General features: G+C 35.4%; 21 protein-coding genes. 13 read left to right on the top strand and 8 right to left on the bottom strand.

Annotation, left to right across the window (positions count from 1 at the left end; translation table 11 throughout):
- Nucleotide 1 precedes the first annotated feature (1 nt).
- From BUA89_RS10970 to murI, 4 genes are all read left to right on the top strand, one after another.
- The gene (locus BUA89_RS10970; protein WP_072957318.1) at nucleotides 2-1,075 is read left to right on the top strand and encodes an RluA family pseudouridine synthase; all 1,074 of its coding nucleotides are present in this window, start codon (nucleotides 2-4) and stop codon (nucleotides 1,073-1,075) included.
- A gap of 51 nt (nucleotides 1,076-1,126) precedes the next feature.
- Nucleotides 1,127-2,077, top strand: coding sequence for a PorP/SprF family type IX secretion system membrane protein (locus tag BUA89_RS10975; protein ID WP_027380143.1), 951 nt, complete (start codon nucleotides 1,127-1,129; stop codon nucleotides 2,075-2,077).
- Between the two features lie 51 nt (nucleotides 2,078-2,128).
- Nucleotides 2,129-3,253 (top strand): radical SAM family heme chaperone HemW, encoded by a 1,125-nt coding sequence (gene hemW, locus BUA89_RS10980; protein WP_072957321.1) that lies wholly within the window; start codon nucleotides 2,129-2,131, stop codon nucleotides 3,251-3,253.
- Nucleotides 3,254-3,317: 64 nt separating this feature from the next.
- On the top strand, nucleotides 3,318-4,148 hold the full coding sequence (gene murI, locus BUA89_RS10985; protein WP_072957325.1) for a glutamate racemase: 831 nt from the start codon (nucleotides 3,318-3,320) through the stop codon (nucleotides 4,146-4,148).
- A 32-nt stretch (nucleotides 4,149-4,180) separates the two neighbouring features.
- On the opposite strand, the gene BUA89_RS10990 is transcribed toward murI, so the two are convergent.
- The gene (locus BUA89_RS10990) at nucleotides 4,181-4,783 is read right to left on the bottom strand and encodes an NAD(P)H-dependent oxidoreductase (protein ID WP_072957328.1); all 603 of its coding nucleotides are present in this window, start codon (nucleotides 4,781-4,783) and stop codon (nucleotides 4,181-4,183) included.
- Between the two features lie 81 nt (nucleotides 4,784-4,864).
- Between BUA89_RS10990 and BUA89_RS10995 the strand changes: the two genes are divergently transcribed.
- The gene (locus BUA89_RS10995; protein WP_072957331.1) at nucleotides 4,865-5,218 is read left to right on the top strand and encodes a winged helix-turn-helix transcriptional regulator; all 354 of its coding nucleotides are present in this window, start codon (nucleotides 4,865-4,867) and stop codon (nucleotides 5,216-5,218) included.
- Here BUA89_RS10995 and BUA89_RS11000 read toward each other — a convergent pair whose 3' ends face one another.
- The 4 genes from BUA89_RS11000 to BUA89_RS11015 all read right to left on the bottom strand — a co-directional run bounded on the left by BUA89_RS11000 (nucleotide 5,219) and on the right by BUA89_RS11015 (nucleotide 7,657).
- Nucleotides 5,219-5,797 (bottom strand): RsmD family RNA methyltransferase, encoded by a 579-nt coding sequence (locus BUA89_RS11000; RefSeq protein WP_072957335.1) that lies wholly within the window; start codon nucleotides 5,795-5,797, stop codon nucleotides 5,219-5,221. It lies immediately after the preceding gene.
- A gap of 69 nt (nucleotides 5,798-5,866) precedes the next feature.
- Nucleotides 5,867-6,583, bottom strand: coding sequence for a DUF3822 family protein (locus tag BUA89_RS11005; protein WP_072957338.1), 717 nt, complete (start codon nucleotides 6,581-6,583; stop codon nucleotides 5,867-5,869).
- An 18-nt stretch (nucleotides 6,584-6,601) separates the two neighbouring features.
- Nucleotides 6,602-7,096 (bottom strand): Smr/MutS family protein, encoded by a 495-nt coding sequence (locus tag BUA89_RS11010; RefSeq protein WP_072957341.1) that lies wholly within the window; start codon nucleotides 7,094-7,096, stop codon nucleotides 6,602-6,604.
- 63 nt (nucleotides 7,097-7,159) lie between these two features.
- Complete coding sequence (locus tag BUA89_RS11015; protein ID WP_072957346.1) at nucleotides 7,160-7,657, bottom strand: metallophosphoesterase family protein; 498 nt, start codon at nucleotides 7,655-7,657, stop codon at nucleotides 7,160-7,162.
- 85 nt (nucleotides 7,658-7,742) lie between these two features.
- On the opposite strand from BUA89_RS11015, the gene BUA89_RS11020 reads away from it, so the two are divergent.
- A complete protein-coding gene (locus BUA89_RS11020) occupies nucleotides 7,743-9,287 on the top strand; it encodes a serine hydrolase (protein WP_072957350.1) in 1,545 nt (514 codons plus the stop codon).
- 136 nt (nucleotides 9,288-9,423) lie between these two features.
- Here BUA89_RS11020 and BUA89_RS11025 read toward each other — a convergent pair whose 3' ends face one another.
- Both BUA89_RS11025 and BUA89_RS11030 read right to left on the bottom strand, forming a co-directional pair.
- Complete coding sequence (locus tag BUA89_RS11025; protein ID WP_072957354.1) at nucleotides 9,424-10,311, bottom strand: archaemetzincin; 888 nt, start codon at nucleotides 10,309-10,311, stop codon at nucleotides 9,424-9,426.
- The gene (locus tag BUA89_RS11030) at nucleotides 10,292-10,768 is read right to left on the bottom strand and encodes a SixA phosphatase family protein (protein ID WP_072957357.1); all 477 of its coding nucleotides are present in this window, start codon (nucleotides 10,766-10,768) and stop codon (nucleotides 10,292-10,294) included. The genes BUA89_RS11025 and BUA89_RS11030 overlap by 20 nt, the downstream gene beginning before the upstream one ends.
- 113 nt (nucleotides 10,769-10,881) lie before the next feature.
- Here BUA89_RS11030 and ruvX point away from each other — a divergent pair, with 113 nt between their 5' ends.
- The 6 genes from ruvX (at nucleotide 10,882) to BUA89_RS11060 (ending at nucleotide 15,574) form a co-directional block, all read left to right on the top strand.
- Nucleotides 10,882-11,298 (top strand): Holliday junction resolvase RuvX, encoded by a 417-nt coding sequence (ruvX, locus tag BUA89_RS11035; RefSeq protein ID WP_072957361.1) that lies wholly within the window; start codon nucleotides 10,882-10,884, stop codon nucleotides 11,296-11,298.
- The gene (gene def, locus BUA89_RS11040) at nucleotides 11,295-11,867 is read left to right on the top strand and encodes a peptide deformylase (protein ID WP_072957364.1); all 573 of its coding nucleotides are present in this window, start codon (nucleotides 11,295-11,297) and stop codon (nucleotides 11,865-11,867) included. The genes ruvX and def overlap by 4 nt, the downstream gene beginning before the upstream one ends.
- Before the next feature lie 80 nt (nucleotides 11,868-11,947).
- On the top strand, nucleotides 11,948-12,511 hold the full coding sequence (locus BUA89_RS11045; protein WP_072957368.1) for a DUF5606 family protein: 564 nt from the start codon (nucleotides 11,948-11,950) through the stop codon (nucleotides 12,509-12,511).
- Nucleotides 12,512-12,853: 342 nt separating this feature from the next.
- Nucleotides 12,854-13,633, top strand: coding sequence for a nucleoside triphosphate pyrophosphohydrolase (gene mazG, locus BUA89_RS11050; RefSeq protein WP_072957371.1), 780 nt, complete (start codon nucleotides 12,854-12,856; stop codon nucleotides 13,631-13,633).
- Nucleotides 13,620-14,699, top strand: a complete 1,080-nt coding sequence (locus tag BUA89_RS11055; protein ID WP_072957374.1) for an FUSC family protein — start codon at nucleotides 13,620-13,622, stop codon at nucleotides 14,697-14,699. Before mazG ends, BUA89_RS11055 begins: the two co-directional genes overlap by 14 nt.
- Before the next feature lie 2 nt (nucleotides 14,700-14,701).
- On the top strand, nucleotides 14,702-15,574 hold the full coding sequence (locus BUA89_RS11060; protein ID WP_072957378.1) for an NHL repeat-containing protein: 873 nt from the start codon (nucleotides 14,702-14,704) through the stop codon (nucleotides 15,572-15,574).
- A gap of 58 nt (nucleotides 15,575-15,632) precedes the next feature.
- Here the strand turns inward: BUA89_RS11060 and BUA89_RS11065 are convergent, their stop codons facing one another.
- Nucleotides 15,633-19,349, bottom strand: a complete 3,717-nt coding sequence (locus tag BUA89_RS11065) for a metallophosphoesterase (RefSeq protein ID WP_072957381.1) — start codon at nucleotides 19,347-19,349, stop codon at nucleotides 15,633-15,635.
- A gap of 26 nt (nucleotides 19,350-19,375) precedes the next feature.
- Between BUA89_RS11065 and BUA89_RS11070 the strand changes: the two genes are divergently transcribed.
- Nucleotides 19,376-20,539, top strand: a complete 1,164-nt coding sequence (locus BUA89_RS11070; RefSeq protein ID WP_072957384.1) for a Pycsar system effector family protein — start codon at nucleotides 19,376-19,378, stop codon at nucleotides 20,537-20,539.
- The last annotated feature ends 18 nt before the right edge of the window (nucleotides 20,540-20,557 follow it).

Genomic DNA, 20,557 nt, shown 5'->3' on the forward strand with positions numbered 1-20,557 from the left:
AATGGCAGAAGATAACGAAGATTTTTTAGATGAAGAATTATTAGACCAAAACAGTATTGATAATATTGATATTGATGAGGAAAATAAAGGGCTGTACGAGCATCTTAATATCACTGTAGACAAAAGTCAGGAGCCGTTAAGAATTGATAAGTTCCTGTTGATTTTCCGACAGAATTCTTCAAGGAATAAAATTTCACAGACCTGCAGAGCCGGAAATGTTATCGTAAACGGAATTGCGGTTAAGCAAAATTATCGTGTAAAACCGGGCGACCAGATTTCTGTATTACTGGCACATCCTCCAAGGGAAAATGTTATAATTCCTCAGAATATCCCTATTAATATTGTGTATGAAGATGATGATCTTATTGTGGTAGACAAAGATCCGGGAATGGTGGTACATCCTGGATTCGGAAACTGGGACGGAACTTTGGTCAACGCTTTAGCTTATCATTTTGAACAAAATGGTGCAAAATCAGACCTCGACAGGGTAGGTTTAGTGCATAGAATCGATAAAGATACTTCAGGACTTTTGGTAATTGCCAAAAATGAATATGCCTTAAGTTTCCTGGCAAAACAGTTCTTCGACAGAAAAACGAAAAGATTATATTGGGCATTCGTTTGGGGGAATGTACAGGACGATGCAGGTACAATTCGAGGTCATATAGGGCGTCACCCGAAAAACAGGATGCAAATGCATACCTATGAAGACGGAAGCCAGGGGAAACATGCCGTGACACATTACAAAGTTCTGGAAAGATTTAAATACATGACTTGGGTAGAGTGTAAACTGGAGACAGGTAGAACGCATCAGATCAGAGCGCACTTTAAGCACATCGGGCATACCTTATTTAATGATGAAAGATATGAAGGTCATACCCCGCTCCGTGGAGTGAATCTTCCTAAATATAAGCAGTTTATAAAAAATGTCTTTGAGATTTTACCCAGACATGCGCTCCATGCCCACACTTTAGGATTTATACATCCGACTACAAAGAAAGAATTATATTTTGAAAGCCCAATGCCGAAAGATATGGCGGATGCTGTAAAAAAATGGAGAAATTATTTAGAAAACTAAAAATATATTGAGAATTTTTTTATATTTGTTGAATTGAAATCAAGATTTGTTATGAGAAAACTATATGCTATCGTATGTTTAGCTCTTTTGTCAAATGCATACAAAGCACAAGAAACTTTACCGTACTATCAACAATATCTTTTAGATGGTGAGTTTTTGTTCAACCCGGCACAATACGGAAAAACCGACTACGTGCAGCTTAATCTTAACTATCAGCAGCAATTTTCAAAGTTCAGCGAGTCTCCAAACGTTCAGTCGGTTGGGATCAACGCGAATATCTTTGATAGAGTAGGGGCAGGTTTATCTGTATTCAGAGACAGCAACGGGCCTATTTCTGCGGGAGGTATTACAGCGGGTGCTTCATATTTTATTCCTCTTAGCAGTGAAGGAGATAGAAAAGACCAGTTCTCTTTCGGTACAAGTGTGAGTTTCTACAATATGAATTTTGATTATTCAAAAATTAATACGCAGGATGCTTCAGATCCTTTATTACAGGGTAGTGAAAGTAACATCTTCATGGCATATGCCAACTTCGGTGCACAGGCTACTTACAGAAATATCTTTGCAGGAGTTTCTGTTAACGATATCGCTCTTACCAACGACGAAGCTATCGTAAACGGACGTGAGCCTTCTCCGATCAAATTTTTCTTAAATTTAGGATATGACTGGCATGTTGGAGATAACATTTATTTCACTCCATCAGCTTTAATCAACTTGAATACGAATTCTACAAGAACAATCGATTATAACTTAATGGGTACGTTCTTTAATGATATCAATTCATTCTCTTTCGGGGTAAGCTACAGATCTGTTCAGAACAGATTCGACAGCCAGCAGTTACAGATTGCTCCGGTTGTAAAAGTAAGATTCAACAAATTCATGATTGGAGCTACTTACAACTTAGGACTATCTGATATCCAGGAGTATGGAGGAAACAGCTTCATGATCGGGTTAGGATATAACTTCGATAACTTCATTAACCATAGAGGTTATAGATATTAATTGATTTAATTTAAATAAATTTGAGCTCTGAATTTTTTCAGGGCTTTTTTTATGATTTATATTCACATACCGTTTTGTAAGCAAAAGTGCAGCTATTGCAATTTCCACTTTTCAACATCTTTAAACTTTAAAGATGAAATGCTGGCTGCCATGAAGAAGGAAATCTTTTTGCGAAAGGATGAATTACAAAACAAAAACTTACAATCCCTTTATTTTGGTGGCGGAACTCCGTCGATTCTTTCTCCTGACGAAATAAAATCTTTAATAGATGAGGTTTTAAAACATTTCAGTTTTGATAAGGATATTGAAATTACCTTAGAAGCGAATCCTGATGATTTAGATAAAAACTTTCTGAAAGGTTTATCAGATTCGCCAATCAATCGCTTGTCAATCGGAACTCAAAGTTTTTTTGAAGAAGATTTGAAATTAATGAATCGTGCGCACACCGCCAATGAAGCGGAAGATTCTATCAAAAGAGCGCAGGATTTTGGCTTTGAAAATTTAAGCATTGATTTAATTTACGGTTCGCCAACCTCCAATCTTGAAATCTGGAAAGAAAATCTAAACAAAACAATTGCTCTTGAAGTTCCCCATATTTCATCTTACGCATTAACAGTTGAGCCAAAAACAGCCTTAGAAAACTGGATTTCAAAAGGAAAAGTGAAAAGTCCAAGAGAAGAGGAACAGAACATAGAATTCTACTATTTATCCGACTTTTTGAAGGATAATGGTTTTGAACATTATGAAGTTTCAAATTTTGCAAAACCTGAATTTTATTCAAAACACAATTCTTCGTATTGGAAGTATAAAGAATATTTAGGAATCGGCCCATCCGCGCATTCTTACAACGGTTTTGATGTAAGAAGCTGGAATGTTGCGAATAATCAGCAGTATATTAAAAAATTAAACTCGAATTTTTTGGCTAAAGAAGAAGAAATTCTCTCTCAAAATGATCAATTTAACGAAATGATAATGATTGGCTTAAGAACAATCTGGGGCGTTGATCTCGAAAACTTGAAACAAAAGTTTAATAATGAAGTTCTTGATCACTTCCAAAGCGAAATTAAATCAAAACTGGAAGATCAAATTCTAATAATTGAAAATAATCATCTTAAAATCCCGGAAAAACATTGGTTTATGGCGGATGGAATTGCTTCAGATCTGTTTATTGTGTAAAACATGCATATTTGCATGTTTTGTAGTAAAATTCCTTATTTTTGTATAAAATTTCAACTCAATTTTGAAAACGAAAAAGCAAGATTATTCGCATCTTTCACCAAAACAGCCTATCGGAATTTTTGATAGCGGAGTTGGCGGATTGACGGTTGCCAAAGAAATAAAAAGACTTCTTCCCAACGAAGATCTGATCTATTTTGGTGATACAAAACATCTTCCCTACGGTGAAAAATCAAAAGAAGCAATTATCGAATATTCTACAAAAATCACGAATTTTTTACTGGAACAAAATTGTAAAGCAATCGTTATTGCCTGTAACACGGCAACAGCCAACGCTTTGAATGAAGTGATGCAGTCTGTTGCAGGGAAAGTTCCTGTCATCGACGTAATCAATCCTGTGGCGGAAAAAGTTTCGTATGAAATTCACAATAACGTTGGAGTGATTGCAACAAAAGCAACTGTGAATTCAGGACTATACAAAAAAAGTATCCGTAAGCATAATAAATGGATTAAGGTAGACGAATTGGCAACGCCACTTTTGGTTCCTGCGATTGAAGAAGGCTTTAAAAATCATCCGATTACGCATGCGATTATTTATAATTATTTGAGTAATAGTAAATTAAAAAACATCGAAACATTGATTTTAGGGTGTACTCATTATCCTTTATTAATTGATGAAATTAAACAATATTATGGTAACCGGGTTCGCGTGATTGATTCACCGAATATTGTAGCCAATCATTTGAAGATTATTTTGGATAAATATAATCTTCTGAATGATAATAACCCGAAACCGAATTATCATTTCTACCTTTCGGATCTTACGAAAAACTTCGAAAAAATCTCAAAGAAATTCTTCGGAAAATCAATAGATTTAGAATTGAAAGTATTATAATATAAAAAAGACTCAAAATGAGTCTTTTTGTTTTATACTTCCAGAATGACTTCTTTCTTTTCATGTCTTGTTTTAGGAGTAATGGTAGGCTGATTGCTGTCTTCTTCAGCTCTTACACCAATCGTAACGGCAAATAGAGTTTCATATTTTTCGTTATTCAAAATTGCATCATACTTTTCAGCTTCAATCCCTTCCATCGGCGTAGAATCGATTCCCAGTTCTGCACAGGCTGAAAGTAAAACTCCTAATGAAAGATAAACCTGATGACCCAGCCAGGATTTTATGGCAGTATTACCTTTGGGCCTTACAAAATTTTTATAATAATTCACATTTCCCTCGGAAAGATAACCTTCAATTTTATTTTCAAAATCTTCAGGATCTTTCATGACCTGAAATACGATTAAGCAATTGCTGTCCAAAACTTTTTCCTTATTCCAATAAGATGCTTCGGCCAAAGGTTGTTTTAATTCGGAAGAATTATTTACAAAAATAAAATTCCAGGGCTGGCTGTTGATGGAAGAAGGACTCAGTTGTAAAATATCCTTTAGCTGTTGGGTTTTTTCTTCACTTATTGTTCCTTGAGGATTATACTTTTTTACAGTATATCTCGATTTCATTTTTTCTAAAAAGCTCATATTTTAAACTATATTTTTTATAGTTGCAAAACTAATTTAAGTTTAATATATTTGCAATAACGGTAAAAAAGGATAGTATAAATGTATACCATAGACAATAAATCTTACCCATGCTGTACAAGTGTGACCATGAAATTCATTGGTGGAAAATGGAAGGCTGTCATTTTGGTGCATCTCATAGACGGCCCGAAGCGGTATAACGAATTGAGAAAATTAATTCCCACCATTACGGAAAGAACCTTAAGTCTTCAGTTAAAACAATTGGAAGAAGATAACGTGATTAACAGGAAAGTATATACGGAAAAGCCCCCTTTGATGGTGGAATATACATTGACGGAATTTGGAAATACCTTGATTCCTGTATTAGAATTGATTACAGAATGGGGAAGGGAAGCTGATAAAATATCAAAAAAAATAATCAAGGATATGCCTTGATTATTCTGTTATCTCTGTATTTTCTTCTTTATTCGGTTCGAAAAAGCTGAAACTTACATTTCCGTATTTTCTGGTATCAATTAAATTCGGATGATCAAATTTCATTCGGCTCTGATGCTCTACGACCAATATTCCGTTTTCTTTTAGGTATTTATTATTTAAAACCAAAGAGATTAGTTCGTGGTATTTTTTTTCTTCCATTTCAAAAGGCGCATCAGAAAATACAATTTCGAAAGATTTTTTGTTTCTGAATTTTTTTAACCAATCAAAAACATCACCTCGCTGAACATTTACCTGTAAGCTGAAACCTAATTCAGAGGCGGTAGAATTTAAAAATGAAGTATGTTTCGGATTCATTTCCACAGAAGTGATGTCCTGAGTTCCTCTTGAAGCAAATTCAAAGCTGATCGAGCCAATTCCTGCAAACAGATCCAGCACAGAAACCGACTGCATATCATATGTATTCTCCAAAATACTGAAGAGAGCTTCTTTTGCAAAATCCGTCGTCGGTCTTACGTCAAAATTTTTGGGAGCGGCTATTTTCTTGGCTTTCCATTTGCCTGAGATGATTCTGTACATAGTTGGTAGGTTTTAGATTCTAGGTAAAAGGTCGCAGGTAAACTAAACCTGCCATCTGATAACTGCAACCTAATTTAATATAAAATTTTTAGTAGGAATATTATCAAATACAATTCTCATATTCTTCACGAATTTCTGTAATTCTGAAATAAAGGTTTCATTTTCAGTCGTTTCTCCGTAAGCGAAAAAGCTGGTTTCATTGATTCCAAAACCGATTTTACTCAGTGTAAACATAACGAAATAAAGGAAATCAACCTCAGAGTTGACGTCGAGATTATTGTATAAGATAATTTTTTTGTTGTCTATCGCGAAAAACTCACATTGATTATGATAAAGATTAATGTGAATTTCCTTGTTATTTTTGTTATGGATTGAATTTAAAAACTTCTCACCCGAAAAATTAAAATGAATAGGCAATGCCAGTTCTTTAATTTTTTTGTAAAAATTCTTCGGAAAAGTATAATAAAACTGAACCTTGAACTTTTCGTTAATCGAAAGCATTAATTCTTCTTTTTCCTTATCCACAGGCGCATTGAAAGAAATTAAATCAAATCCCGTTTCGTGTTCCGAAAATCCTTCAGGCATCAGTGTAAAATGATTCAGTGCAGAAACTACATGAATTTCATCATACCTTTGTTTAATCAACACTTCATCCAATTTATCAGCAATCAGATTTTCCGGAGATTCTTCGTCTACGAAATAAGATTTTTCCTCCAAGATGCTTTTATTCTTCGCAATCTGGTAGATTAATCCGTCTTTGGTAAAAAGTAAATTAAGTATATTCATAATTCGATTCCTGCAAATTTAGTGAAATTCTACCATTACCGCACCCGATTGATGATGAAGTATTTCCTTATTATAAAAATCAAGATTCGTCTGGCCTTCCAGAACATCGAAAACCATTCTCTGTAAAGTTCCGTCACCGATTCCGTGAACGATTTCCAGTCGTTTTAAATTATTTTTCCGGCAAAAAGCAATGACTTCCATCAATTTTTCTTTTTGGATAAAAAGTCGCTCAAAACTATCGTAATCGCTTGGGTTTTTAACCAGATTTTCAAAATGAAGATCTAAAACCAAATGATTTTTCTGATGTTTTTTGGAAACCGTTTTTTTTGGTTCTGCTTTTTTTACGACTTTGATGTTTTCATAAAGATCAGGATTTTTAGGAACAAGTTTTTCTTTGGGGTATTGATGGGTAAATCCGTATTCATCTTTAAAAACCACAGTATTTCCGTGCACCGAAGTTACCACCCCGCTTAAATCTTCGTCTACCACAGAAACTTTATCTCCAATCTTCATAATTTGTCATTGCGAGGAACGAAGCAATCTTTTAATATTCCTAATTCCTCAATTAATATATTCTTAAACTTTTGGTCCCAATTCTATTATTTCCAAATCCTTAATTTCAGTATCATCGATCACAAAACGCATCATTGTTCTCATCTTATGCCAACCCTGTTTTCCACAGGCTCCGGGATTCAGGTGAAGAAGATTATTCTTCGAATCAAACATTGCTTTCAAAATATGAGAATGCCCTGAAATAAATAACTTCGAAGCTTTTTCAGCAATTTCCTGTTTTGCCAGCGGTGTATATTTTCCGGGATAGCCACCGATATGAATCATCAAAACTTCTACATTCTCGCAAAAAAAACGATTGACTTCAGGAAATTCAGAACGGATTTTTGCGTTGTCGATATTTCCGTAAACTCCTCTTAACGGTTTTATTTTTTCAAGTTGTTCAATCACTTCCATGCTTCCGAAATCTCCGCCATGCCAAATTTCATCGGCTTGGTTTGCATATTCTAAAATTCTATCATCAATATAAGAATGAGAATCGGAAAGGAGTAGGATTTTGGTCATAATTTTTTATGTTTTGCAAATTTAGGAAGATTTAGTTTTTTATCATCATCATCTAATATTTATTAAATTTGAAAAAATTAAAAATATGAAGAAGAAGTTTTCTTTTTTCCTTTTTCTTTTAACGGTGGGCATCGCAAATGCCCAGGTTGAAGAAAAAAAACTGGACGAATTGGTTCAGAGTACTTTAAAAACTTTCGACGTTCCTGGAATGTCTGTCGGAATTATCAAAGATGGAAAAGTTATTTATTCAAAAGGGTTTGGAGTACGTTCTTTAGCATCTAAACAGCCGATGGATGACAATACTTTGGTCGGAATTGCATCCAATTCAAAAGGTTTTACCTGTACGGCGCTGGCCATTTTAGCAGACGAAGGGAAATTGAACTGGGATGATAAGGTTTCAAAATATATTCCTGAATTTCAAATGTATGATCCGTATGTTTCTCAAAATGTAACGATTAAAGATTTGGTGACCCACAGAGCCGGATTAGGTTTAGGACAGGGAGATCTGATGTTTTTTCCGGAAGGTGGAAATTTAACGGTGAATGATATTGTTCATAATGTAAGATATCTAAAGCCAGAAAATCCTTTCAGAACGACTTTGGATTATAATAATATCATGTTTATTGTTGCTGGAGAAGTAATTCACAGAATTTCAGGTTTGAGCTGGGCAGAATTTATCGAACAGAGAATTATGAAACCTGTTGGGATGACTTCAAGTTTTGGAAGCTATAACAGAGCAAAAGCCATTGCCAATAAAATCGACGCTCACGCTCCGGTTGACGGAAAAGCCATTGCTGTTCCTCACGACTGGAATGAAACAGGCAATGCAGCCGGAGGAATTATGAGTAACATCAAAGATATGACCACTTGGGCGGAATGTCTGATGAATAATTTCACGACAAAAGACGGAAAAAAATTAGTGTCAGATAAAAATGTTCAGCAGCTTTGGAATTTGCAGATTCCAAGTGGTGTGGCGGCGAAAAGTCCTTATGATACGAGTTTTTACGGATATGGATTGGGTTGGTTTTTAAGTGATGTTAAAGGTCACAAGCAAATTCAGCATACCGGCGGATTGATCGGAACAGTGACGCAGTTTACTTTAATTCCCGATATGAAATTAGGAATTGTAGTTTTAACAAATCAGCAATCGGGAGCAGCGTTTAACACGATTACCAATACAGTGAAAGATTCTTATTTGGGTATTGCAGACAGAAACTGGCTGAAAACTTACGGTGACCGGATGAAAAAAATGGAAGAGGGCTTTGATAAACAAAAAAAAGATGCTTTTGCTAAATCGGAAGCTTTTAAAAAAGAGAAAAATCTTCAGCCAAAAGCGGAACAGTTTGTCGGAACTTATACTGATCAATGGTTTGGGGATGTAGAAATTGTTCAACAAGGAAATATCTACAGAATTTCATGTAAAAATTCTCCAAGATTGAAAGGTGAATTATTGCCTTTTTCCAATAATTCTTTCATCATCAAATGGGACGACAGAAGCTATGATGCTGATGCCTACATTATTTTTGATTACGATGAAACAGGAAAAGCTCAATCGGCAAAACTAAAACCAATTTCTGACGTGACGGATTTCAGTTTTGATTTTGATGATCTGGATTTAAGAAAAAAGTAATAGATTTAAGATTATTGGATATAACGATTATCAAGTGAGACGGGTTTAGCCCGTCTTTTCTTTTTTGAATAAAGGAGAAGGTTTTAGCCAAAATCTACAGAATCCACAATTAACCATTAGGTTTAAAATTAACCTTTCATTTTATCAATTTTAAATCTTCTTCTGCTCTCGTAACTTCAGAATTCAAATGATGTTTTTCAAAGAAATTTTTTAATTCATTCAATCGCTTTTTATTATCATAATGCAGGCTTGAATTTAATTTTTGCTGACAAAGCGAACAAGCCCTTGCAAAATGATAATCTGTTTCAGAAAGATGATTGCTGCCGTTCATCACGCAATTTGCATTCAGGCAATGACTAATTCCGAACATGTGTCCAATCTCATGAGAGCCAACTTTCAAAAGTCTTTCTAAACTCCGGTTAAAATTAGCTTTTGTTACATTTCCATTGGAAAATCTGTACATCGAAGTGACACCAACACCGATTTTATATGATGCTAATCCGAAAATATAATTCCAGTCAGATCTTGGAAAAAGGTCTTTTTCTGTAATTCCCATTAAAACAAGGGCGTCTTTAGGTTTTCTTTTAATCAGAATACTGTCTAAAACGTAGCCTGCCAGAATTTGTTCATTTTCGTCCTTTATTCTTCTAATATCTTTCGGAAAAATAGTATTTGGTAAAGCCGGAAGAATTTTTGTTTCCAGTTGAAAGTAAATTTTGAAATAATTTCCAGCCAATTCAACCTGTTTTTTTTGTAAGATATTAAACTCTCCGATAGGTTGTAGATAAATTGTATTTTTTCCAATCTCAGGATGTATCTTTTTTGATTTTTGAAAGCCTTCGAAAGTCTGAAACTTTTCGTTTCTGTTATATCTCCACTCATGTGGCTCAGGATCGGAAAGTTTAACATCATTTGATGCAATTGCTTCAAAATAATTTTTTTCCTTTTTCTGACAGGAAAAAAGAAATATAAAGGCTAAGAAATAAAAGATTTTTGAAATGAAGTTAAATCTTCCCCGGATCATAAAAGAAAAGCAGTTTCTTTTTTGCTCCTTCAAATTCCGACCAGGAATTACAGTCGATTTCAAAACCGGCAACACCACAGGTGGGAAAGTGGAAAATATCTTCGGAAATAGAATTCGCAAAATTGGAAATACCGTTGTTATGGGAAAAGAAAGCGACCGAACTTACATTGTCGTCAAGATCGTAAATTACCGATTCAAAATTACTTTCCGAGGGGTTATAAAGCTTCTCATTCGTTGTAATCGTAAGATGATAGGCCTGATTGAAAATTTTACAGGTATTCAGGGCACGAACCGCAGGGCTCGATACAAAATAATCTATCGCAACATTATTATTTTTCATAAATCGTGACATGTGCATGGCTTCCGCTAAACCTTTGTCTGCCAATGGTCTGTCGAAGTCCTCCGTTTCTTCCGGCCAGTCACTTTTTGCATGTCTTACGAGGATGAGTTTCTTCATATTATAGCTTTTGGAAGATTAAAATTATAAAAAAAATAACGGAATAAAACATGATTTATAAAAAAAACTGTGGATTGAATAAAATCATTAAAATTTACTAAATTTGCAAACTTATGGGACAGGTACTTGCAATAGACTATGGAAAGGCACGTTGTGGCATCGCAGCCACCGATGATATGCAGATTATTGCAAGCGGTCTGGATACCGTTCAGACTCCGGTTTTGGTAGAATTTCTGAAAAAATATTTTACTGAAAATAAGGTAGACGAAGTGGTAATAGGGCTTCCCGTAGATTTGAAAGGAAATATCTCTGAGGTTGAAACAGATATTTTAAAGTTTATAGAAATTTTTGAGAAAGAATTTCCGACTGTTAAAGTGAATCGTTTTGATGAAAGATTTACTTCCAAAATGGCTTCGTTTTTTATTTCCCAAAGCGGGAAAAGCAAAAAACAGAGACAGGAAAAAGGATTGATAGATAAAGTAAGTGCAACGATAATATTGCAGAATTTTTTAGAACAAAGAACAAGATGATTTTACCGATAAGAGCCTTTGGGGATCCTGTTTTGAGAAAAGTAGGTAAGGATATAGACAAAGATTATCCCGAATTACAGGAATTGATTGAGAACATGTTCGAAACAATGAATAGCGCAAACGGAATCGGGTTGGCAGCACCGCAGATTGGTCTGGATATCCGCCTGTTTGTGATAGATGTATCTCCTCTTGCTGAAGATGAAGATTATGAGGATATTAAGGATGAATTGGCAGAATTTAGAAAAGTTTTCATTAACGCTAAAATTCTGGAAGAATCCGGAGAAGAATGGAAGTTCAACGAAGGATGTCTTTCTATTCCTGATGTAAGAGAAGATGTGAAGAGAAAGGGAACAATTCTGATTGAATATTACGACGAAAATTTTGTAAAACATACAGAAACTTTTTCCGATATTAGAGCCCGCGTAATTCAGCATGAATATGATCATATTGAAGGCGTTTTGTTTACCGACCATTTAAGCGCTCTGAAGAAGAAGCTGGTTAAAGGAAAACTGACAAAAATTACACAGGGAGATGTAAGTATTGGGTACAAGATGAGATTTCCAAAATAGTTAAAAGAAGGATTAAAAAATAAAAATATTAAAGCGCAAAAAGCTCACCGCTGCTTGCAGAATTTACAAAAAATAAAATTATGCTGTTAGAAAAAATAATTTCAATTTCCGGAAAACCGGGGCTTTTCAAATTAGTTTCTCAATTAAGAAACGGATTCATTATTGAAGATGTTACAACCAAGAAAAAAGTAAGCATTGGTAATTCCAGCCAGGTTAGCTTATTGGATAATATTGCGATGTTTACGTTTGATAAAGAAGTTCCATTGTTCGAAGTTTTTGAAAATATTGCTAAGAACAACGATTACAAAGAAGCTATTCCTCATAAATCAAGCGATGCTGAGTTGAAAGAATTTATGACAGCTTCTCTTCCAAATTACGATACAGAAAGAGTATATGCTTCTGATATCAAGAAACTGGCACAATGGTATAATATTCTTCAGAAAGCAGGATATATCACTCCCGATAGCTTTGTAAAAGCTGAGCCTGAAACTATAGAAGGCGAACCGGCTGAAGTAGTGGCAGAAGAAAAACCGGCTCCAAAGAAAGCGGCTGCTCCAAAAGCGGAAAAACCTGCAACCCCTAAAGTAAAAGCGACTTCAGCTCCGAAATCGGCTCCAAAAACAACACAATCTAAAAAAGGATAATTCATTCCTTTGAATGTAAATACCAAACCTTGTCAGAAATGACGAGGTTTTTTGTTTTTCATGATTAAAATGATCTGGGAAATAGAGCATTAGAAAAATTAAAATTTAGTCTATTAAGAAATTCCCACTGTTCGAAGCGCAAGACAAAAGTTAAATCAAATGTTGAATTTGCACAAGTTTTGGAAATTTTAGGACTGAATTTTAATTTTTAGCATTCAGACTTCCGGTCTTGAAATAACATTCGCCGACTTTTACGGAGGCAATTTTTCGTTCTTTGTTTCAAGACAAAAGAACATTCAAAAAGATTTACCTTAAATTTGTATCACTTTGAATTCTCAAACTATGAATACCAAACAGGAAAAACTGGAAGCTTTCGGAAGATTATTAGACATCATGGATGATTTGCGGGAAAAATGTCCGTGGGATCAGAAGCAGACCTTGGAATCGCTTCGTCATTTGACACTGGAAGAGACCTACGAACTTTCGGATGCCATCTTGCAGAACGATTTGCAGGAAATTAAGAAAGAATTGGGTGATGTTTTACTGCATTTGGTTTTTTATGCGAAAATTGGTTCAGAAAAAGAAAGCTTTGATATTGCGGATGTCATTAATTCTTTAAATGAGAAATTAATTTTCCGCCATCCTCATATTTACGGAGATACAACCGTGAAAGATGAAGAAGAAGTAAAGCAGAATTGGGAAAAATTAAAATTAAAAGAAGGAAATAAATCCATTTTGGGCGGAGTTCCGAAAAGCTTACCGAGTTTGGTAAAAGCCTACAGAATTCAGGATAAAGTAAAGGGAATCGGGTTTGAATTTCACGATGCGGAAGATGCCTGGAAAAAAGTGGATGAGGAAATTAAGGAGTTTCATGCAGAAACAGATTTAGATAAAAAAGAGCAGGAATTGGGCGATGTATTTTTCTCATTAATCAATTATGCAAGAATCTCTGGAATTAATCCGGATTCAGCTTTGGAAAGAACCAATTTAAAATTCATTTCAAGATTTCAGAAAATGGAACAGCTTGCGACTGAAGCAGATTTAAAATTAGGTGAAATGACTTTGGAAGAAATGGATATCTTGTGGGAAAAAGCTAAGAAAGTTTTAAATGAAAATAAATAATCCGACACAAAACAGATTTCAATATTTATTGGAATTCAAACAGACGGAAAGGAAATGGCATTTTCCTTTTCTTGCTGCGTTGTGCATCGGAAGTTGTCTTTTCATCGGATATTTTTTAGGAAAACCTAATTACGGAGCGCTTTCCAGTCTGGGAGCTTTAACGATTTTATATTTCACATCAGCTCCGATTACACAGAGAATGATCCATTTAGCAATTTGTGCATTTGGAATTATTTTCTCGTTTACAATAAGTTCATTTTTTGGATTTAATATTTATTTTGCCGCTTTTTCTGTTGGAATTATCTCATTTTTAGCCCATTTTATTTCATCATATTTTAAAATTCCGCCGCCGGGAAATTTCTTTTTCATCATGGTTGCGGCGATGGCAAGTACCTATGAATTTGATTTAGAATTAATTCCAACCAGAGTCGGACTTGTTGCGATGGGCGCAATTTTGTCGTGCTCATTAGCGTTCTTATATTCGGTTTTTATCGAAAAAAGTAAAGTGGTAACCGTTCCTAGAAGAGCTTTTAGCAAAAGAAGATATACGAAATTTGTCGAAAGTACAATCATCGGATTTTTTATGGCATTGACATTAATTATCGGTCATCTTCTACAATTTGAAAATACCTATTGGATTTCCATTGCTGCTGTTGCCATTATTCAGGGACGGAATTTCGAACATGTAAGACAAAGAAATATGCACAGAATTTTAGGAACATTTATCGGGATTGGCTTTGCGTGGCTGATTCTTTTATTTGAACCGGAAAAAATTGTCATGATCATTATTATCACGATTTTACAATTCTTTGTAGAATTACTGGTTGTAAGAAATTACGGTTTTGCTGTCGTTTTCATTACCCCATTAACATTGCTTCTGGCAGAAACAGGAAGTGAAATTCATCATAATGTAGAAAATCTGATGCATGCAAGATTGATTGACACCATTATCGGAAGTTTAATCGGTTTGGCGGCAGGATTTTTCCTTCACCATCAGCAGATTATTAATAACTTAGAGAAGAATATCAGATTCTCTTATTTTCAGTTTAAAAAATTAAAAAAATAGATATGTTGCGCATTGTTATTTTATCGGGATTTTTATTGTTGAGTTGTAATCCGAAAGCTCAGGATTCGCCTAAAACAGATGATCTAAAAGTGGAGTTTTCTTTGCCTAAAAAGCTAAAGGAAGTATCCGGGATTGCGATGTCTAAAGATAAAAAAACGATCTGGTCAATTGAAGATCAGGGAAATAAAAATGTAGTCTACGGTCTGGATCTTCAGGGAAATCAGACAACGGATGTATTGGTAAATAATGCGGATAATAATGATTGGGAAGATATTACAGCAGATTCTCAGGGAAATATTTACATCGGAGATTTCGGAAATAACGAAAACGACAGGCAGAACCTTTCTATTTTAAAATTGGATTTAAAAGATGCTTCTCAAAAAACAACGAATGTCATTCAGACTACAACATTTCATTACGAAGGACAAGCGGAATTTCCTCCAAAAAAATCAAATTGGCTGTACGATTGTGAGGCTTTCGTAGAAATGGACGGAAATTTTTATCTGTTTACCAAAAACAGAAGCAAAGGTTTCGACGGAACTTTCCTGGTTTTCCAGGTTCCAAATAAAGAAGGAGATTTTCAGGCAAAATTAATAGGGAAGTTAAAGCTTTCAGGCGGCTTTAGTGATGCAGCGATTACTTCGGCGGCAATTAACAGTACAAAAGATAAAATCGTACTGCTCAATCATAAAAATATTCAGATTCTGACGGGCTTTTCACCGAATGATTTCAGTAAAGCAAAAATTCAGACCCAATCATTAAACCACAATTCTCAAAAAGAAGCTGTTGTTTTCCTTGATGATAAAACGCTCTTGATTGCTGATGAAAAGGATAAAAAAACAGGAGGAAATATTTACCGTTTTCCTTTACAATAAAGTGAAATCCGCAGAAGATCTCTGCGGATTTTTGTATGCATTTGATATTTCATTGTATTTAGAATGTCATTCCCACACCTCCGGAAATTCTTCCGCCATCTGAGCCCTGGAAGTAGTTTAATCTCGCTGAGAACATTTCTACAATGCTTAGCCAGAATCCTGCTCCGACAGACTGATGCCATTTTCTCGAATCCTCATGATCATTCCAGACTCTCCCAATGTCATAGCCGATTAAAATTCCCATGTTGGCAGGAATAATATTATTTTTCACCCTTCCAAAGTCCCAACGGATTTCTGAGTTGTTGGTAAAATAAGATCTTCCGGAAAATCTTTCGTTCCTGAAGGCCCTCATTCCATTGTTACCCCCGATGGCCGCAGCCTGATAGAACTCAAAATTGTTATTGCTGATCCATCTTGCATTACTGGAATTGGCGAATACAAAATTTCCTCTTTTATCGATTCTGTGATCCAAGGAAAGTGTTCCGCTCAGGGTCCAGAAGTTTCTGTCGAAATCTGAAAGATTGGTTTTCCAGTCGGCATTTACTTTAAATTCCATTCCCAAGGTAGGAAAGGCAGTATTATCTAAATTTTTGTAGCTGAAGGTATAGTTTGCCCCACCAAACTGCTGGTTATTAAAGACTTCAGGCCTTACATCAGATGATAGATCAACAAATCGATCTCCATTCCTCTCAACTTTATTATTTTCGAAAGTTAACTGGAACTGATTAAAGAGGTTCGTCCAGCTTTTCTTGGAAATAGACGGAGCAAAATTGAACCTTGAAATTCTTGCCCTGTTGAATTCTCTCTCCATCGTTTCTCTGTCGTATACACTTTCATTGGAAAGTCCGAAGAAGTTTTCTGTAAAGCGAGGCGTCGTAAATCCTGCATCAATATTAAAGTCCCAGCCGGAAATGGCTTTCTTGAAAATACCTTTATAAATGGCATTGAAACCACCGGTTGCCGTATAAAAATTAACCTTCAGGCTGTGTTTCTGCGTAAACGGTGAGCGGATGAAATTATTCAGGGTGTAGTTGGTAAGAACCCCTAAAATAACACCATCGTCAGGATTATAATCTATATTAGGATATCCTGCAAAGAAATTATATTTCGGATGTTTGTAATTATAGGTATTGATATCGTAATCATCTGAAATATTTTTAGTCGCTCCTTTGGTATTGTATGTATTTTTCTGTGATTTAAAATCATAGATTTTTACTTTACTGCCATTGGCCACGTTATAGGTATCGTGGTTGTAGCCACCTACCAGGCGGATATTCATTTTCGGTCTTCCGTCTCCAGACACTTCGTAGATGTCGTCATCTTCCAGACCGTAGATCCAAAGTTCTTTTGTTTTGGAGTCGTCATACGTTTTTTCGAAAACGAGTTGTGGATTTTCTTTGTTTTTATCTAATTGATATTGCTTTACATTAACAGTATTTCCTGTTTTTGTTATAACAAATTTATCAGGATTTACAGTTCCTGCCAGCGGAACTTTTTTCTGTAAAACATCATAATATTGGGAAGCATAAGTTTCCAGTTTTGTTTTTCTCAGCTTCAGCTTTCGTTGAATATCGGCTAAAGTTTCATCTTTTACTTCCTTAGGCAAATTGCTGAAAGCTTCGTCAATATCTTTATCCGTCAGATGTTCCTGAATATATTTTGCCTGGGCAATCCATTCTTCGTGGGTGGATCCTTTCAGGAAAATTAAGTCTAATGGATAAGGTTCCATTGCCAGCCATTTTACGCTTTTAATATCATCTTTAAAAGTTTTCATATGGCGGATTGCCGGGATATTCATAATGATCTTGAAAGCTGCCCCGTCATATTTGCTGAAAGCCTGATCTCTGTCTCGGGGAATCGGCTTGTAGACTACTTTGTCATCTTCCTGATATTCTGCCCATTTCCATTGGTCGGAATGTCTGTCCCAATCGCCAATAAGCATATCAAAAATTCTTGCTCTGATATAAGTTTCCTGATCTACCGAATATTTATAATTTTTACTGAAATTTTTCAATACATCATCCGTTGAAACAATATCTTTTGCATTACCAATGGAGGCTAGTGTTTTCGGGTCTGAAGAAAAACGCTCTTCCACCATATACATTTCATCACCATAGCTCATGTTATAGGCTCCCAAAGCCTGTTGTTTGGGGATATAAAACAATCTCGGATTGCTGTGGATAAGATTAAGCTTATCTGCCATATTTCCTACAGCAAAAGGGGTAAAAGGATGGTTGGTGGTATAAAAATCAAGAAGGAACTTCTCCGGGAATGTATTGTTTAGCTCATTTCCGAAAGTATTTTTTTTGAAAGCCATATTGTTGAGAAAGCGTACAGCACTTTTCTTCACGCCTCTCATTACAAATTCCTGTCCGTCCTGAGCTTTCAGCCTTAAGCTGTTCGATTGGTTTCCTCCGCCTTCACGGAAAGGAGTATAGCCTCCATCCAGTGTAGAAATATTGGCAGTAGGAGCTTCAATCTGCATTCCGTAATATTTCCTGTAGTGTTCTCCCCACAACCATCTGTAAATATTTCCTTTTTTAGTTAGTTTTTCGGGATAAATAGTGGATGATACGGTTGAAGGAAAAGAATTAGGATAATTATTCACAAATTCTTTTGGTTTTTCAGTTACCTGAATATGGGAAATCTTTTCTAGCTGATTATTTTTTGCTGAAAAATATTCGACGTCCGAACTTTGATCTTTTCTGATATTTAAAACGGCAAAACCGCTTCCGCCATAAGAAAAATCTGTTCTTTCACCGATTGTGGCAGGTTCCACTTTAGAGCCGGAACCGCTGATGATCTGTCTTATATTTCTTTCTTTGTGATATTGAAGGTTATGGTCGTGCCCGGAAACAAAAATAATATTTTCTTTTTCCTGAACAATACTTTTCAACCTGTTGGCCAAATCTGCATAATGTTGGTTATTGATATCTTCAGGATTGGCTCCGGAGGAACTTCTCAATACATTGGCAACGGTGGCTATTCCGGGAAGAGGAACTTTGCCGTTGAACGGAAAAAGATGAGATTTTGCAGATGTAAATCCCGCATGACTTGCCGTACTGATAACGGGATGATGCAGGGCTACAATAATCTGTTTGTCCTGGTTTTTATTAACCAGATCTTTAAATTCAGTATAAAGATCTTCTCTGGTTTTAATGTCGCAGTTTTTATTGATTCCCGGATATTTATCCCAGTTTACCAAAGCCCATTCGGTATCAATAACAATAAGTTTGATGTCTTTTGTAAGGCTGATATCGTCTATTGGGCAGGAGTTTTTCGGAAGAAAAGCTTTTTTGTCATTCAGATAATTCTTTACAAAATCTTCCTGAGATTTTAAGCCTTCTAAACCATTGTACCAATCATGATTGCCCGGTATTACCAAAGTTTTCCCTTTGAAATTTTTTACAATAGAGAGCTGATTTTCCAGTTTTTGTTTTGCTAAAAGGTAATCCTTATCAGATTCTTTTGGCATTCCGGAGGGATAGATATTATCTCCCAGAAAGATGAGCATCGAGTTCTTGTCTGCAGATTCCAGCTGGTTTTTCAAAAGATTAAGCGTATTCTGAGATTGTGCTTCATCTGCATTTCCGGCATCACCCACTAAGAAAATTTTAAAATCATTTTCAGAATGTATATCAGAATTATTCAGTTCAGATAAGTTTTTACCCTTTTTTACGTTATATGTTGCGCAGGAATAGAGAACTCCGGCAGACAATGCTACTCTGAGGACAACAGAAGTATTTTTTAGGTGAGTTTTCAAGGATAAATTCATAAATTTACATTAACAAAATTTCGGTGATGAATATTTTACAAAAAGCCAAAGATTATGTCGAAATCTTATTCAAAGATAAGTTATCTTCAGTATATTTTTATCATAATTTTATACATACTACATATACGGTAAATAAAGCCGAGGAAATTATGAGAAACACTCCTGTTTCCGCAGAGGATCAGGAAAAGGTACAGCTTGCTCTTTGGTTTCATGATACAGGATACATAGAATGTGCCAAAGACCATGAGGAAAAAGGAGTGGAGGTACTGAGAGATTTTCTTCAGAAAGAAGGCTATCAGGAAAATTATATTGATGAGGTTGCCAAGCTTATTCTCGCGACTAAAATTACCTATGAACCTCAGAATCTTTTGGAGCAGATTGTAAAAGATGCGGATTGCAGCCATTTTGCAAGCCACGATTACAACGATATTTCCGATGCGTTAAGAAAAGAATGGGAACTTACTAATGTGCGGTGCTTCTCTAATGATGAATGGAATGCCGGAAACCTCGACATGCTGAAGAATAAACATAAATTCTACACAGATTTTGCCAAACAGAACTGGCAGCCTCTGAAGGAAAAAAATATAAAAAAAATCGAAAAGAAATTAGAAAAAGACGAAGGCAAAAAAGAGCCGTCGGAAAATAAAAAAGAGAAGGAAAAGTCGGACAGAAGTGTTGATACTTTATTCAGAGTTACGCTGAGCAATCATACGAGACTGAGTGATATTGCGGACAGCAAGGCTAATATTCTTCTTTCCGTTAATGCAATTATCATTTCGGTCTGTCTTTCTGTTTTGGTTCCGAAATTAGATACTCCGAAGAATTCTCATTTGATTATTCCGAGCTTTATTCTGTTGTTATCGGCTGTTTTAACGATCATCTTCGCTATTTTATCCACAAAACCGAACGTTACCAAAGCAAGATTTACAGAACAGGATATTGCCGACAGAAAAGTGAATCTTCTGTTTTTCGGAAACTTTAATAAAATGATATTTGATGATTATCAAAGTGCCATGAATATCTTAATTAAAGACCGGGATTATATTTATGATTCTATGGTGAAAGATCTTTATTACTTGGGAAAAGTGCTGGATAGGAAGTACAGGCTTCTTTCAGTGACATACCAGATTTTTATGGCCGGAATTGTGATTTCCGTGCTGTCATTCGGGTATGCTTTTCTTTCGCTTTAAGAAACTGTTTTTTAGAAA

The organism is Chryseobacterium arachidis (genome assembly GCF_900129245.1).
GTDB classification, from domain to species: domain Bacteria; phylum Bacteroidota; class Bacteroidia; order Flavobacteriales; family Weeksellaceae; genus Chryseobacterium; species Chryseobacterium arachidis.